13 protein-coding genes are annotated in these 14,500 nt (G+C 72.1%); 5 read left to right on the top strand and 8 right to left on the bottom strand.

Annotated elements, in window-relative coordinates; genetic code table 11:
- Positions 1-23: 23 nt before the first annotated feature.
- The 4 genes from glmM to CHC05_RS04345 all read right to left on the bottom strand — a co-directional run bounded on the left by glmM (position 24) and on the right by CHC05_RS04345 (position 3,612).
- Positions 24-1,373: a phosphoglucosamine mutase gene (glmM, locus tag CHC05_RS04360; protein WP_089244945.1), complete on the bottom strand. Its 1,350-nt coding sequence runs from the start codon at positions 1,371-1,373 to the stop codon at positions 24-26.
- 92 nt (positions 1,374-1,465) lie between these two features.
- Positions 1,466-1,939 (bottom strand): 30S ribosomal protein S9, encoded by a 474-nt coding sequence (rpsI, locus tag CHC05_RS04355; protein WP_089246065.1) that lies wholly within the window; start codon positions 1,937-1,939, stop codon positions 1,466-1,468.
- 23 nt (positions 1,940-1,962) lie between these two features.
- A complete protein-coding gene (rplM, locus tag CHC05_RS04350) occupies positions 1,963-2,406 on the bottom strand; it encodes a 50S ribosomal protein L13 (RefSeq protein ID WP_089244943.1) in 444 nt (147 codons plus the stop codon).
- Between the two features lie 129 nt (positions 2,407-2,535).
- Positions 2,536-3,612 (bottom strand): uroporphyrinogen-III synthase, encoded by a 1,077-nt coding sequence (locus tag CHC05_RS04345; RefSeq protein ID WP_089244941.1) that lies wholly within the window; start codon positions 3,610-3,612, stop codon positions 2,536-2,538.
- A gap of 119 nt (positions 3,613-3,731) precedes the next feature.
- Here CHC05_RS04345 and CHC05_RS04340 point away from each other — a divergent pair, with 119 nt between their 5' ends.
- From CHC05_RS04340 to CHC05_RS04330, 3 genes are all read left to right on the top strand, one after another.
- Positions 3,732-3,992, top strand: coding sequence for a DUF6364 family protein (locus CHC05_RS04340; RefSeq protein WP_089244939.1), 261 nt, complete (start codon positions 3,732-3,734; stop codon positions 3,990-3,992).
- Positions 3,982-4,275, top strand: a complete 294-nt coding sequence (locus tag CHC05_RS04335) for a hypothetical protein (RefSeq protein ID WP_089244937.1) — start codon at positions 3,982-3,984, stop codon at positions 4,273-4,275. The genes CHC05_RS04340 and CHC05_RS04335 overlap by 11 nt, the downstream gene beginning before the upstream one ends.
- Before the next feature lie 70 nt (positions 4,276-4,345).
- Positions 4,346-7,681 carry a hypothetical protein gene (locus tag CHC05_RS04330; protein WP_144022473.1) on the top strand — a complete coding sequence of 1,112 codons (3,336 nt, stop codon included), beginning with the start codon at positions 4,346-4,348 and terminating at the stop codon, positions 7,679-7,681.
- A 96-nt stretch (positions 7,682-7,777) separates the two neighbouring features.
- On the opposite strand, the gene thiD is transcribed toward CHC05_RS04330, so the two are convergent.
- Together thiD and CHC05_RS04320 are read right to left on the bottom strand one after the other, a co-directional pair.
- Positions 7,778-8,584, bottom strand: coding sequence for a bifunctional hydroxymethylpyrimidine kinase/phosphomethylpyrimidine kinase (gene thiD, locus CHC05_RS04325; protein WP_089244933.1), 807 nt, complete (start codon positions 8,582-8,584; stop codon positions 7,778-7,780).
- 89 nt (positions 8,585-8,673) lie between these two features.
- The gene (locus tag CHC05_RS04320) at positions 8,674-9,618 is read right to left on the bottom strand and encodes an aldo/keto reductase (protein WP_089244931.1); all 945 of its coding nucleotides are present in this window, start codon (positions 9,616-9,618) and stop codon (positions 8,674-8,676) included.
- A 190-nt stretch (positions 9,619-9,808) separates the two neighbouring features.
- Here CHC05_RS04320 and CHC05_RS04315 point away from each other — a divergent pair, with 190 nt between their 5' ends.
- Positions 9,809-10,762 carry a glycosyltransferase family 2 protein gene (locus CHC05_RS04315; RefSeq protein ID WP_179266049.1) on the top strand — a complete coding sequence of 318 codons (954 nt, stop codon included), beginning with the start codon at positions 9,809-9,811 and terminating at the stop codon, positions 10,760-10,762.
- Positions 10,763-10,775: 13 nt separating this feature from the next.
- Positions 10,776-12,284: a hypothetical protein gene (locus CHC05_RS04310; protein WP_089244927.1), complete on the top strand. Its 1,509-nt coding sequence runs from the start codon at positions 10,776-10,778 to the stop codon at positions 12,282-12,284.
- A gap of 302 nt (positions 12,285-12,586) precedes the next feature.
- Here the strand turns inward: CHC05_RS04310 and CHC05_RS04305 are convergent, their stop codons facing one another.
- Together CHC05_RS04305 and CHC05_RS04300 are read right to left on the bottom strand one after the other, a co-directional pair.
- Entirely contained in the window at positions 12,587-13,327 is a 741-nt protein-coding gene (locus CHC05_RS04305; RefSeq protein ID WP_089244925.1) for a class I SAM-dependent methyltransferase, read from the bottom strand.
- Positions 13,324-14,469, bottom strand: coding sequence for a glycosyltransferase family 4 protein (locus tag CHC05_RS04300; RefSeq protein ID WP_089244923.1), 1,146 nt, complete (start codon positions 14,467-14,469; stop codon positions 13,324-13,326). Before CHC05_RS04300 ends, CHC05_RS04305 begins: the two co-directional genes overlap by 4 nt.
- Positions 14,470-14,500: the final 31 nt, after the last annotated feature.

Genomic DNA, 14,500 nt, shown 5'->3' with positions numbered 1-14,500 from the left:
GGAGATCGGACGTCAAGAAGATCTCAGACCGGCGACGCGGTACGCACGACGGCGACGAGCCGCTCCGCGACGTCCTGCGCGACCTCGGCGGTGGCCGCCTCGACCATCACCCGCACCAGCGGCTCGGTGCCCGACGGGCGGAGCAGCACCCGGCCCGTGTCGCCGAGCTCGGCCTCGGCCGCCGCGGCCGCGGCCAGCACCGCCGGGTCCTGCGCGCCGACCGTACGGTCGCCGACCGGCACGTTGATCAGCACCTGCGGCAGCTTGGTGACCACCGACGCGAGCTCGGCCAGCGGCTTGCCGGATGTGGCCATCCGGGCCATCAGCTGCAGGCCGGCCAGCACGCCGTCACCGGTGGTCGCGTACGCCGGCATGATGATGTGGCCGCTCTGCTCGCCGCCCAGCGCGAGCCCGGAGGCGCGCAGCTCGTCGAGCACGTAGCGGTCGCCGACCTTGGTCTCGACCAGGTTGACGCCCTCGCGGCGCATGGCCAGCTTGAGGCCGAGGTTGCTCATCACGGTCGTGACCAGCGTGTCGTCGGTCAGCGTGCCCGCCTCGCGCATGGCCAGCGCCAGGATCGCCATGATCTGGTCGCCGTCGACCTCGTCACCGGCGGCGGTGACCGCGAGGCAGCGGTCGGCGTCGCCGTCGACCGCGATGCCCAGGTCGGCGCCGTGGGCCAGGACGGCCTCGCGCACGGCGTCGAGGTGGGTCGAGCCGCAGCCGTCGTTGATGTTGAGCCCGTCCGGCTCGGCGTGGATCGCGATCACCTCGGCGCCCGCCTCGCGGTAGACCACGGGGGCGATGTCGGCGGCGGCGCCGTTGGCGCAGTCGACGACGACCTTGAGCCCGGTCAGCGGCTGCGCGACCGAGCCGATCAGGTGCTGCACGTAGTGGTCGGCACCGTCGAGCAGGTCGTGCGCGCGGCCGACGCCGGCCCCGGTCGGCCGGGTCCAGCCGGCGGTGCCGGCCTCGATGGCCGCCTCGATCCGGTGCTCGATGTCGTCGGGCAGCTTGTGCCCGCCGGCCGCGAAGATCTTGATGCCGTTGTCGGGCATCGGGTTGTGCGAGGCCGAGAGCATCACGCCGAAGTCGGCCTTGGTCTCGGCGACCAGGTAGGCCACCGCCGGCGTGGGCAGCACGCCCACCCGCACGACGTTGGCGCCCGCGCTGGTCAGGCCCGCGACGGTGGCCGCCTCGAGCATCTCGCCGGACGCCCGCGGGTCGCGGCCCACGACGGCCAGCGGCGGGTGGGACCGGTCGACTTCGGCGAGGGTACGGGCGGCGGCGACCGCCACGGCGAGCGCGAGCTCCGGGGTGAGGTCGGCGTTCGCCTTACCGCGTACCCCGTCGGTGCCGAAGAGACGACCCATCTGATCCTCCGCTGTAATTCGGGTCCGGGAATGCCAACGGCCGGGACGCCGTCGCCGTGGCGATGGCGGATCCCGGCCGTGTGGTCAGTGAATCAACGCTTGGAGTACTGCGGAGCCTTACGGGCCTTCTTGAGACCGTACTTCTTGCTTTCCTTGACCCGCGCGTCACGGGTGAGGAAGCCGGCCTTCTTGAGCGCCGGACGGTCGTCGGGCTCGTTGGTGATCAGCGCACGGGCGATCGCGAGGCGCAGCGCGCCGGCCTGCCCGGTGATGCCACCGCCGCGAAGGTTGGCGATGACGTCGAACGCCTCGGCCTTCTCCGTGGTGACCAGCGGCTCGCGGATGAGCTGCTGGTGGACCTTGCTCGGGAAGTACTCCTCGAGCTCGCGGCCGTTGCAGGTGATCTTGCCGCTGCCCGGCACGATGCGCACGCGGACGATGGCTTCCTTGCGCCGGCCCACGGTCTGGATCGGGCGGTCGCCGCGCGGGGCGCGGGGCGCGGGAGCGGGGGCCGGAGCGGTGGCCTCGGCGACGGCGACCGGGGTGGCCTCGCTGACATCGGTCATGTTGGTGACTTCCTCGTCCGCGCTCACTGCGCGATCTGCTTGATCTCGAACGGCACCGGCTGCTGCGCGGCGTGCGGGTGCTCGGCGCCGGGGTAGACCTTCAGCTTCTTGATCAGCTGACGACCGAGCTTGTTGTGCGGGAGCATGCCCTTGACGGCGAGCTCGACCGCGTGTTCGGGGCGCTTCGCGAGCAGCTCCTCGTAAGCCACCTGCTTGAGACCACCCGGGTAGCCGGAGTGGCGGTAGGCGACCTTGTTCTGGCGCTTGTTGCCGGTCAGGGCGACCTTGCCAGCGTTGATGACCACGACGAAGTCGCCGGTGTCGACGTGGGGGGCGAAGGTCGGCTTGTGCTTGCCGCGCAGCAGCGTGGCCGCGTGGGTGGCCAACCGGCCCAGCACGACGTCAGACGCGTCGATGATGAGCCACTGACGCTCGATCTCACCCGGCTTCGGGCTGTACGTACGCACAGGTTTACCTTGTCTCGTCGTCGGTCTGGGGTCGCGCGCCAGAATGTTTGTCACGTCGCGCACAACAGCAGACAACAATACCTGCTGCGAGCAGGCAGGGTCAAAACGGGGTTGTGGCCGGGGCCACCGTCAGTCTACAGCCAGTCGGTAGCCGCGCTTAACCACCGTCTGCACCACTCTAGGGGTACCCAGACCGGCCCTCAGCCGGGCCACCGCCATCTCGACGGCATGCTCGTCGGCGCCCCTCGGCAGGGTCCGTTGGAGGGCACCCCGGGAGAACACCCGGCCGGGCTCCGCGGCCAGCGCCCGGAGCACCGCCATCGGGCCCGGGGCCAGCGGTTTCAGGGCGCCGTCGACCACCGCCGCGTGGCCCCGCAGGGTCAGGTCGTGGCCGGCCGCCCGCACGCTGATCGCCCGCGGGGGCAGCTCCTTGATGATCGTCCGGACCAGGCCGCCCAGCCGGGCCTTGGCCGGCGCGACCACGGGTATGCCGTGCCGGCGGAGCGGGGCCGCCGTGACCGGACCCACGCAGGCGGCCAGCACGTCGTGCCGGAGCGCGGCCAGCAGGTCCTCGCGAGCGGGGCCGGCCGCGCGCAGCAGTGCGTTGACGGCGGGGGCGGAGGTGAAGGCGACCGCGTCCACCAACCGGCCGGTGACCAGGTCCACCAGGCGGTGCAGCGGGGCGGGGTCCAGCGGCGGCGCCCAGCGGTAGACCGGAATCTCGATCACGGTCGCGCCGGCGGCCTCCAGTGCGGAGGTCCACTCGGGCTGGCGCTCGCCGGGAAGCTGCATGGCCACCACCTGACCGCGTACGCCCCGGTCGCGCAGGTGGTCGATCACCTCGGCGTAGCTTTCCTCCATCGGCGCGTGGTCCGTGCCCCCGCGTACCCGGGGATCCCTGGTGACCAGATAGGCCTGCGCGAGGACCCCGCGCAGCGGCTCCGCCAGGCCCCAGCCGGCAGCGGCCTCCAGCCAGCCGCGCATGCCGATCGAGGTGTTGGCGACCACGATGTCCGGCGGGCGGTCCAGGCAGGCTCTGGTGGCGGCGCGGAGCTCGGTGTCGTCGGCGAGGGGGACGATCCGCAGGGCGGGTGCGAGTACGACCCGGGCGCCGCTGCGCTCGAGCAGCGTGCCGAGGGTGTCGCGGCTCCGGTCGGCCGTGACGCCAACGGTGAAACCCGTCAGTTCGCCGGACCGTTGGGCCATGTCCGAGAGCGTGCCGCTGTCCCGTTTCGGCGCGGCGTCCCGTTTGTTTCAAAAGTGCTAAGAGCTGCGGTGCGTTCGCTGTGCGTACCCTTCGGATGAATCTTGGTATGGTCGTTGGTATGACCGCCAAGGTGACCCTCTCGTTCTCGGACGAGACCATCGAAGAGGCCCGCCGCTACGCCAAGCGCGAGGGGATGTCCCTGTCGGCGTGGATGGACCAGGCCGCCCGCGAGAAAGCGGTCCGTGAGCTGTTCACGGCGCATGCCGCTGCGGTCGGCCGGGCGGGCGCCGCGGAGCTGGAGGCCGCCGCGCTGGCCGACGAGCGCGAGGCGGCGATGGTCGACGAGGCCCTCTTCGGAGGCGACGGGCGTGCCGCGTAGGGGCGAGATCTGGCGCATCAACGGCGCCCGTGAACGCCTCGGCCTGGTGGTCAGCTCCGACCTCTACAACAGCACCGACGTACCCATCCTGATCGTGGTCGAAGTGGTCGAGTCCGATCTGTTGCGTGACTCACCGTTGGCCGTGCCGATGGGGTCCTATGTGGTCATGCCCGACCGGCTCTCGTCGCCCATGAAGAAGTGGTTCACCGAGGTGGTCGACGTCGCCGACAGCGGCACGATGTTCCGGGTCTCGCGCGCCCTGCGGATCCTGCAGAACCTCTGACCCTGCGTAGTTATCCACAGTCTCCGATCGGCGGGTGGCGGTCGGCTGGCGTGGGCCGTACCGTGCCCGCATGGCCTATCGGACCTGGGGCAGGGTGCTGCTCGCGGCGCTCGGCGTCGGCCTGCTCGCTGGTGCCGGTCAACTCGGCTTCGCTTATGGCTTGGGCGTGGTGCGGTTCGCCCGTGACTTCGAGCAGTCACCTGGGCAGTGGACGGCACACCTCGCCTGGGTGGCGTGGTTCGCGATGCTGGCCGCGGTCGCCGGCGCCCTGGCGGGTGCCTGGCTGGCCGCGCGCGACGACCTACGACCGACGCTCGGCTCACGGGTGGCGGTGGCCGTCGCCGGCGGTGTCGGCGCGATGGCGGTCGCTCCGCTCGCGATGTTGCCGTCCCGGGTGGCCACGATTCCGTCCGGCAACGCGGTCACGATCGCGGGCCTGTCCGCCGTCCTGGGCGCCCTGGTCGGGGTGTTCGCGGCCGTGGCGGTGCTGTCCCAGCGGGTTGTCGGGCTCAACCTCGGCGCGGTCACCGTCGTGGTCTGGCTGGTCGCGCTGCTGTCGGTGGCTCCGTCGCTGGGGCCTGACGACCCGTTGCCCGCCGTACGCCTGGGCGTGCTCGACGCGAGCTGGCTCGGTGGCAGCCTCGCGCAGCGGCTGGCCGTGATCGTGATGCCGGCGATCGCACTGGCGGCCGGGGCCGGCATCGGCCTGCTGGCCCGCTGGCGCGGGTTGCCGGTGATTCCGGTCGCGGTGTCCGGCGTGGTGGGGCCCGCTCTGCTCGCGCTGGCCTATCTGATCGCGGGCCCGGGCGACGACCCCGACCGCTACCAGGCGGCGCCCTACTGGGGTGCGCTGATCGCGGTGGCTGCGGGCGGTCTCGGCTCGGTCCTGGCCGCGGTGGCCCGGCAACTCACCGGCGCACGACCGGCGACGGACCCGCCGGGCCGGCACGGCGACCACACGGCGGAGGTCTTCCCCGGGTCGCCTGAGGTGACGGCGGACCGCGACGAGGAAACGCGCACGTTCGACGCCTGGGGCACCGGCAAGTCGGACGGTCGGTTCGGTGACGACAAGCCGACGAGCTCGTTCGACCGCGACGACCTCGACCCGCCAGGCGCGACGAGCGGCGGCGGGTTCGGGCGCGACCCGCTCGGCGGGCCAGGAAACCGGCGCGACATCCTGGATGACGGCCACAGCGGCAGCTTCGGCTCGGGCCGCGATGACTCGCTTGGCGGCTTCGGCTCGGGTCCGTCGGCAGGGCGCGACGACTCGCTTGGCGGCTTCGGCTCCGGTCCGTCCGCAGCCCGCGACGACCCGCTCGGGAGCTTTGGCTCCAGTCGGTCCGCTAGCCGCGACGACTCCCCTGGCGGCTTCGGCTCCGGTCCGTCCTCGGGCCGCGGCGACTCACTTGGGAGCTTCGGCTCCAGTGCGTCCGGTGGCCGCGACGACTCGCTTGGCAGCTTCGGCTCCGGTCCGTCCGCAGACCGCGACGACTCGCTCGGGAGCTTTGGGTCCAGTGCGTCCGCTAGCCGCGACGACTCCCTCGGCAGCTTCGGCTCGGGTGCTTCCGCGGGCCGGGACGACTCGCTCGGCGGGTCCGGCCGGGGTCGGGCGCGGGATCTTGGCGATGTGGAACGGTCGACGCCGCCGCAGGCCGGCGAAGGTTCGACGGGTGGTTCGTTGTTCAACCCGCCGAAGCCGGTCGCGCCGCCACGCCAGCCGGAGGTCGTCTCGCCGCCGCCGGGCCCCGAGCCGACGCCGATCAGGCCCTTCGACCGGCAGCCCGCGAGCGGTCCGGGCGACTGGCGCACCGACAAGACCTCGAGCTTCACACCCGCGTCAGTGCCCGTGGTGCCGGCCAACGGCCCGCAGCGGCGCGACGACGGTGAGGTGACCCAGCGGCCCAGCGCGATCCGGCCGCAGCCGGCGACGCCGAACCGGGTGCCCCGCCAGCCAGGCGTGGGAGACGGCGGCGGGCTGGCGCCGGTCGACCTACCCGACCAGTCGCCCCGGTCGAGTGGCTCAGGGCGGCGCGGCGGTCCGGTGCGGCTCGACGACCCGACCAGGGAGGCCGGCGCGGGGCGACACGGGCAACCCGACCAGCTCAGCGACCCGACCGGCGGCTCGGCAGGACCGGACTCGTCGGACTGGGGCGGGCGATCCGACTGGTCCGGCGGCTCGACGCGGCCGGCGGCGACCGCCGGGTCGGCGGAGACCAGCGGAGAGATGCCGGATTGGCGGCTCGCGCCGCCGGCCTGGACCCCACCGCCACCGATCACGCCGGGCTCGGGCAGCGAGGCGACGGCCGACGCCCGCACCGAGCCGCCGACGACGGAGGCCGCACCGGCCAAGCCGGCGCCGGAGCAGAAGCGCCGCGGTCTCTTCCGCCGCAAGAACAAGTCGGAGCCGGCGCCGACCGAGACCGACTGGGTGGAGGTGCCGGCGGCAGCGGACCCCGCACCGGCGGCCGCTGACAGCGTGCCCACTACGGCCGGCCAGACGCCGACCGGTCCGCGCGGCTTCGGCTTCGGCGGGCTGGTCAGCGGCCGCTTCGGCGGTGGCGACCAGGACGCGGAGACCACCGGCGGCTGGGCCGACCGTGACCAGGGCACCGCCGACTCGCGCGGCAGCTTCGACGCCGGCTCGGCCAACCCACGGCCGGGCGCATTCGACCGCGACGGCGGCACGCCGGGCTCGCGGCCAGGTGGCTCTGACCGCGACGGCGGCACGCCAGGCCCGCGGCCAGGCAGCCTTGACCGCGACGGCGGTGCGTACGACCGGGACAGCGGGTCGGGCCAGCCCCGCTTCGGCGGTGGGCCGACCGAGGCACGGCCGCACCTCGGCTCGGTGCCCGACGGCACGGACGACGGCGGCCGACGGTCCTGGGCCGACCGGGCCCGCGGCGCCGAAGACCAGCCGCCCGCCGAGTCACCCGCCGACGGCGGCACCCCCGCGAAGGACCGGGGCGGCCGGAAGTCCGGACGTTCGGACCGCCACCTGCGCAGCGTCGACCTGGGCAGCGGCCAGAAGCGAGCCGACGACGGTGACACGGGCAGTTGGGACATCGACGACCCGGCGCCAACCCGGACCGACGCGGCCAAACCTGACGACGCCAAACCCGACGCCGCCGAGCCAGCGCCGTCCCGCGGGCTGTTCCGGCGCAAGAAGAACGACAGCGCCGAGTCCGCCGAGGCGCCCGCCGAACCGGCTGGCGACCCGACGCCCGAGCCCGCCCGCGGCCGCCGCGGCAAGGGCGACAAGGGCAGCGACAAGCCGATCGGCCAGCGCGACGAGGAATACGTCGACTGGGTCACGGCGCTCGGCGCCCCCGAGCCGCTCAACGAACGCCGCCGCGACGACACACCACGCCGCAGCCTGCGGTCGACAACCCAGCGAAAGGACGACTGAGCCAGGACCGCCGCGCCAGGACGGCCCCGCCAAGACCTGGCGCGCCAAGACGGCCGCGCCGGGACCGGCTCGCCAAGGGCGGCGCCGCCACGGCGGCTAGGCCGAGAACGCGGCGAAGGTTGACCAGCCGAAGTGGTCCAGGGGGCCGGTGCCGTTGCCCAGCTGCCAGTCGCGTGCGCCCGACAGGGCGCGGGAGACGTATTCCTTGGCGGCTACCAACGCCTCCAGTACCTCTTCGCCCTGGGCCAGGCGGGCCGCTATCGCCGCTGAGAACGTGGCGCCGGTGCCTCGGGTGTTGCGGGTTTGGACCCTCGGGTAGCGCAGGAAGCGGGCGCCGGCATCGGTCCAGACCGCGTCGACCGCCTCGTCGCCCGCGACCATGTCGCCGCCCGTCACGACCACGAACTTCGGGCCCTTCGCGGCGATCTGCGCCGCCGCGCCGGCCATGTCGGCCGGGGTCGAGACGTCCCAACCCACCAGGGCCGACGCCTCCTCCCGGTTCGGAGTCACCACCGTGGCGTAGGGCAGCAGGCGCTCGAGAGCCGTGATCACGCCCCGGCGGCGGCCGGCGGCGGCCTCCAGAACCGGGTCGAGGACCAGGTTGGGCAGAGCCCCCGCGCGGGCCTTGGCGGTCACGGCCGCCGCCGCCTCGGCCGTCGCCAGCATTCCTACCTTGACCGCGGCGATCGGCATGTCGTCGAGCACCGCGGAGAGCTGCGCCGAGACGACGTTGCCCGGTAGCTCGAACACGTCCTGCACGCCGCGGGTGCTCTGGGCGGTCACCGAGGTCGCGACCGTCGCCCCGTAGAGCCGCAGCGCCGCGAAGACCTTCAGGTCGGCCTGCAGCCCGGATCCGCCACTGGAGTCCGAACCGCCGATCGCGAGTACCGCGAGTGGTGTCATGGGTTTCCTCCCGCCTCTCGTCCTACACCAGGTAGCACGAGAGGCGGGCCGAGCAACGGACTAAATCGCACTAACGATCGACAGGCGGCTCACCCGAGCGCGCGCAACGCGGACAGATCCGCCGCGGAGGGTTGCCACCGCACCGCGGCCGTGTTCTCGCGGATCTGGTCCGGCGTGGTGGCCCCAGCGATCACCGACGCGACCGCCGGCTGCGCGGCCAGCCCGCCCAGGGCCACATCGAGCAGGGAGAGCCCACGCGATGACGCGTACGAACGCAATGCCTCGATCCGAGACCACGGCGCGTGGTCGAGCCGCTGCCTGAACCGTTCCTGGGTCAGCCGGGTGCCGGCCGGCGCCGCCTGGCCCTCGCGGTACTTGCCGGTCAACAGGCCGCTCTCCAGCGGGAAGAACGGCAACAGCCCCAGCCCGAACCGCTCGCAGGCGGGCACCAGCTCGGCCTCGACCTCGCGGTTGAGCAGGCTGTAGTGGTTCTGCACGCTGACGAACGGCGCCCAGCCGCGGGTCCGGGACACCCAGGCGGCGTCGGCCACCTGCCAGGCCGCGAAGTTGGAACAACCGATATACCGCACCTTTCCGGCCGTGACCAGATCGTCGAGCGCCGACAGGGTCTCCTCGATCGGCGTCGCCGGGTCCGGCTCGTGCATCTGATAGAGGTCGATGTGGTCGGTCTCCAGGCGCCGCAGCGAGCTCTCGACCGCCCGCATCACATAGCGGCGGGCACCGCGCGCGCCGAAGTCAGGACCGTTGATCCCGGACATCGGCTTGCCGAACTTGGTCGCCACGACCACGTCGTCGCGGCGGCCCTTGAGCGCCGCGCCGAGGAAGCGCTCCGAGAGTTCGTGCCCGGCGCCGCCATATGTATCGGACGTGTCGAAGAAGTTAATTCCGAGATCAAGCGCGGTATCGACAACGGCGGCTGCGCCCTGTTGGTCGATATCGCGGCCGAAGGTGTTGCAACCGACGCCGGCAACCGAGACAACAAGTCCCGAGTTGCCGAGCCGGCGAAAGCTCATCGCACTCACACCGCACTCCAGAAAGACGGTTCTGTCACACCGCGCGCCCATTTACATACCGCGGGCGACGGTGTCGGCCGATGACCCGCACAGCAACGCGTGGCACTATCCTTTGCGCGGGCATTGCTAGAGTCTGACACCTTGCGGCGGCCATTCGATTCGGTCGCCCCCGATGGGAGCGTGGACCGGAATGACGGCACCTAACAGGTTCCTGCAGCGGTCTGCCGCCGCGGAACCAGCCGACGTCACTGCGCCGGAACGGCTGGACGTGACGGTCGTGCTGCCGTGCTACAACGAGCAGGACCACGTGCTGAAGGAGATCGAGCGGATCTCGGCCGCGATGGACCGCAGCGGCTACAGCTACGAGCTGCTCGCGATCGACGACTGCTCGACCGACAACACGCTCGCCGTTCTCCGCGAGGCCGAGACCCGCTTCGCGAACCTCCGCGTGATGCCGTTCCACCGCAACGGTGGCTCGGGCACGGCCCGCCGCATCGGCACCCGGGAGGCGCGCGGCGAGATCGTCGTGTGGACCGACGCCGACATGACCTACCCCAACGAGCGCATTCCCGAGCTCGTGCAGCTGCTCGAGAAGGACCAGAACATCGACCAGGTGGTCGGTGCGCGGACCAGCGAGCAGGGCACGCACAAGATGCTGCGGGTGCCGGCCAAGTGGGTCATCCGCAAGATCGCCGAGCGGCTCGCCGGCCAGAAGATCCCCGACCTGAACTCGGGCCTGCGGGCGTTCCGCCGCGAGGTGTCACTGCCCTACCTGCGCCTGCTGCCCCCCGGGTTCTCCTGCGTGACGACCATCACGATGGCGTTCCTGCACAACCAGCACGACGTGCGTTACGTGGCGATCGACTACGCGAAGCGCGCCGGCTCGTCGAAGTTCCACTTCGTGCGCGACGCCTACCGCTACATCCTTCAGGTCGTCCGCATGGTCATGTACTTCAACCCGCTCAAGGTGCTGATGCCGCCCGCGCTGTGGTTGATTGGCATCGGCCTCATCAAGATCGTGTACGACGTGATCGCCCACCCGGTACGCGTCGCCAACAACACGACGATGATCTTGATGGCTGGGCTGATAATCGGGGCCGTAGCCCTGTTGGCCGACCTCATCGTGCGGTCGCGCTCCGAATAGAGGCTGCCCCCCGATGACCGCAACCGACGTTGCCACCTCTGAGAAGACCACGGAAGAGCCGCCCCGGCCCAAAACTTCCAAGGAAGACCGCTGGGGCTGGCTCGGCGTCGGCGCGATCACGCTGGCGCTGGCCGCGACCTGGATCCCCCGGCTCAACCTGCCCTTCGGCGACAACCACATGGGCCGGATCATCAGCCGGTACGCGCTCCACCTGGCCAACCTGCACGAGAAGGGCATCGTCGGCTCGGATTTCAGCGCCGACTGGCAGCCCTACGCCGATTCGGCGTACGCGCACCACCCGCCCCTGCTGAACATCCTGACCGCGCTGTTCGGCTCGTTCCCGGGGGACCAGCCGATCGAGGTCTGGATCTCGCCGTACCTGCTGGCCCTGCTGATCGTCCCGGCCGGCGCGCTGCTGCTGCGGGGGCTCGGCCTGCGCTGGTCGGCCACGCTGCTCGCGGTCGGCCTGATGGGGTCGACGACGTTCTTTTGGGTCTACGCGCCGATCATGTTCGACCTCGGCCCGATCCTGCTGATCTCCGCGGTCGTCGTGATCGCCCGCCGCAAGGACTACCAGCCGTCCCGCGGGCTGCTGGCGGTCGGTGTGGTCGCCGGCCTGCTCTCCACCCTCGTCTCCTGGCCCGGCATCGGCTTCGCCGGCGCCATGGGCCTGTGGCTGCTGATCGGCCGCCGCCGGATCGACCGGGTCGTGCTCTGGATCGGAGGCGCGATGGTGGTCGGCCTGGCGATCAGCCTGACCTTCATCGTGGGCGTCAGCGGCATCGCGGACCTGACCAACCAGGCCGAGTTCCGCACCCAGGGCGGCACGTTCACCGCGCGCCAGTTCGTCGGCCGCCAGGTCAACTACCTCGACACGCTGCTGCCGATCTGGTACCTCGTGCTGCTCGTCGTCGGCACGGTCGCGGGCCTGCTCGACAAGCGCACCCGGCTCTTCATGGCCTTCGCCGTCGTGTTCCAGGGCTTCTGGACGATCATCCTCAACAACGGCGCCTTCATCCACGAGTACTGGAACTACCCGGTGCTGATCCTCGGCCTCGTCGGGATGGGTGCCCTGCTCGACCGGGCGATCAGCTGGCTCGGCACCCGGGTGCCGTCCCGGGCGATGCTGGTCGGCACCGCGGCGGCCGGGTTGGCCCTGGTCGCGGCGCTGGCCGTGATCGTGACCGGCCGCGTCAACCGCGTCTACGTCGACGAGCCCACGGACGTCGGCACGCTCGTCTCGAAGAACGACCCGGGCCCCGGCCAGGAGTTCGCCTGGATCGCCGGCGGCGGGCTGTCAACGCCGCGGTGGTACGCCTACTACTGGAACCTGGAACCCGAGAGCGTCACGCCCGAGGTCCTGGACGGCACCACGGCCAAACCCACCGACCTGGTGCTGATGGACCTCCGCCGCGTCCCGAAGTGGCTCCCGAAGAACATCGGCGACCGGGCCTCCGCCAAGGACGGCGACTACGCCCTGGTCAAGATGTCCGACCTCAAGTCCGCGGAGATCAACCCCTAGTCACGCGTACGCACGAAGCCGCCGCCTCCGCGACAAAGGTCGCTGGGGCGGCGGCTTCGTCTGTCGGCAGCCACGAACCAAGCGGCGAGCCCCCGGCGATCCGAAAAGGCCACCACGTCTGCCCCCGGCCACTGGCCATCTTCCGGCCAGGGGGCGATCCACCAGCGGCAACCGCGCACGTCACCCCCACAAGACAAGCCGCCAACCCAGGCGATCCGAGAACGGCTACCGCGCCCGCCACCCCCACAAGACAAGCCGCCGCCCCGATGGTCCGAGGGCGGCGGCTGCGCTGCTGATGTGCGTTACGCGGTGGGGCGCTGGGCTACCGCGACCAGGCCCGGGCCCTTGCCCGGGCGGAGGCGCTGGAGGCCGATCCACGGCGCGACCGCGGCCTTGATCAGGGTGCCGGCGGCGGCGCCGCTCGGCTGGAGGATGCGGCCCGAGCCCGAGGTGCGCTCTTCGGCGGTGTCGCCCTCGGCGGTCTTGCCACCGGCCAGTCGGTCGCGGACCGAGTCGAGCAGGTAGCCGAGCGGCCAGCCGTAGTGGATCATCTGGACGTCGACCCCGCCGGCGTCGGTGAGGCGGGCGGTCAGCGACGCCGCGTCGTAGCGGCGGTAGTGGCCGACGAGCTCGTCCCACGGGCCGAACCGGTCAGGCTCGGACGGCACCGACAGCACCAGGTGCCCGCCGGGCTTGACCAGCGGCATCCAGCCGGCCAGTGCGGCCGCGTCGTCGGCGATGTGCTCCAGGACCTCGAAGGCGCACACCACGTCGTACGTCGTGCCCTCGGGGACCTTGTTGTGGTCGCCGTGGATCACCGTGCCGCCCAGCGGGGTGATCCGCGCCTGGGCGGTCTCGAAGCTCTGGTCGTCGGGCTCGGCGGCCAGGTAGGTGCCCATCCCGGCGAGCCGGGTGCCCATCGCGCCCTGCCCGCAGCCCAGCTCCAGGATGGTCGTCGGGTTGAGGTCGGAGACCACCCGGCGCACGACGTTCCAGCGCAGCGCGGCCCGAGGGGCCAGGGGCGGGATCTGCGGCGTTGTCATCGGGTCTCCTGCATCGCGGGTGGCTGGGTGGAGGTGGAGGTGCTGCCGACCCGGGCCCGGATCGGCTCGACAACCGTGGCGGCGGCGAACTGGTCGTCCGCGCGCGCGGCCGCCCGGCCCTGGTAGTCAGCGAGCAGCGCGGGGTCGGAGGCGAGCGACCGCAGAACGGAAGCCAGCTCCGAGGCGGAACCCGGCGGCACGAACAGCGCGTCGTCGCCGAGCGTGCGGCGCTGCGGCGCGGTGTCGGAGGTGACGATCGCGCACCCCGCGGCCGCGCCCTGGAAGACCTTGGTCGGCACGACATTCTGCGCCTTGTCGGTCGTGCCGAAGATGCCGAGCGACACGTCGTGCGCAGCGACGACCCCGGGCAGCTCCGAGGCGGTGACCCAGTCGACCCACGTGACCCGCGGGTTGCCGGCCGCGGCGGCCCGGCAGGCCTCGTAGTCCTGCCCCTTGCCGACCATGGTCACCTCGATGCGCTCGTCGTCGGCCAGCTCCGCCAAAGCCGAGCCGAGATAGGAGGTGCCGTGCAACGGCGTGAACAAACCGACGAAAATCACCTTGAGCGCACGCGGGCCCGAGGGACGAGCCGCGGGCCGCGCCGCGAACCACTGCTGGCCGGCACCGACCGGGGCCACGACGCCACGCGGGGCGGCGGAAGCGGGCAGGGCGGCCAGGTGCTCGTCGGTGTCGACCACGACCACGTCGGCGGAGCTCAGCGCGCCCCGGTCGATCCAGCGCATCAGCTTCGACTTGAGCCCGCCACCACCGGAGTCGGTCAGGCTGCGGTCACGGGCCGTGCCGGCTGCCGAGATCAGGTGGTCGAGGACGATCGGGGTGCGGCGGAACAGCCGCCGGGCCAGCCGGACGTCGAAGTGCCCGAGATAGCCGACCAGCACGGCGTCGGCCGCCGGTGCGCGCCGGGCCCGCACCGCGAGCAGCGTCCAGCAGCGCCCGAGCAGCCAGGCCAGCTTCGGCAGCCGCCACGGCTGGCGCAGCATCGCCACCCGGCCCGCGGTGTCGAGCGCCAGCGGCACGTTGACCTCGACAACCTCGTCGCCGGCCGCCCGGAGGCCCTCGATCAGGACGCCGACACGGGGGTGGCGGTGGACGTCGTAGGTACCGAAAGCGAGCCAGCGCACCGCGGTAGCGTAACGGACCCGCACGACCAGG

The sequence above is a fragment of the Asanoa hainanensis genome, assembly GCF_900188485.1.
GTDB lineage: Bacteria > Actinomycetota > Actinomycetes > Mycobacteriales > Micromonosporaceae > Asanoa > Asanoa hainanensis.
The sequence above is the reverse complement of the archived record's forward strand: the minus strand, read 5'-3'. Positions and strand labels throughout refer to the sequence as shown.

Coding starts and splice junctions, on each gene's coding strand:
- glmM (WP_089244945.1), bottom strand. CDS start 1,373: ATGGGTCGTCTCTTCGGCACCGACGGGGTACGCGGTAAGGCGAACGCC.
- rpsI (WP_089246065.1), bottom strand. CDS start 1,939: ATGACCGATGTCAGCGAGGCCACCCCGGTCGCCGTCGCCGAGGCCACC.
- CHC05_RS04345 (WP_089244941.1), bottom strand. CDS start 3,612: ATGGCCCAACGGTCCGGCGAACTGACGGGTTTCACCGTTGGCGTCACG.
- CHC05_RS04340 (WP_089244939.1), top strand. CDS start 3,732: ATGACCGCCAAGGTGACCCTCTCGTTCTCGGACGAGACCATCGAAGAG.
- CHC05_RS04330 (WP_144022473.1), top strand. CDS start 4,346: ATGGCCTATCGGACCTGGGGCAGGGTGCTGCTCGCGGCGCTCGGCGTC.
- thiD (WP_089244933.1), bottom strand. CDS start 8,584: ATGACACCACTCGCGGTACTCGCGATCGGCGGTTCGGACTCCAGTGGC.
- CHC05_RS04320 (WP_089244931.1), bottom strand. CDS start 9,618: ATGAGCTTTCGCCGGCTCGGCAACTCGGGACTTGTTGTCTCGGTTGCC.
- CHC05_RS04315 (WP_179266049.1), top strand. CDS start 9,809: ATGACGGCACCTAACAGGTTCCTGCAGCGGTCTGCCGCCGCGGAACCA.
- CHC05_RS04310 (WP_089244927.1), top strand. CDS start 10,776: ATGACCGCAACCGACGTTGCCACCTCTGAGAAGACCACGGAAGAGCCG.
- CHC05_RS04305 (WP_089244925.1), bottom strand. CDS start 13,327: ATGACAACGCCGCAGATCCCGCCCCTGGCCCCTCGGGCCGCGCTGCGC.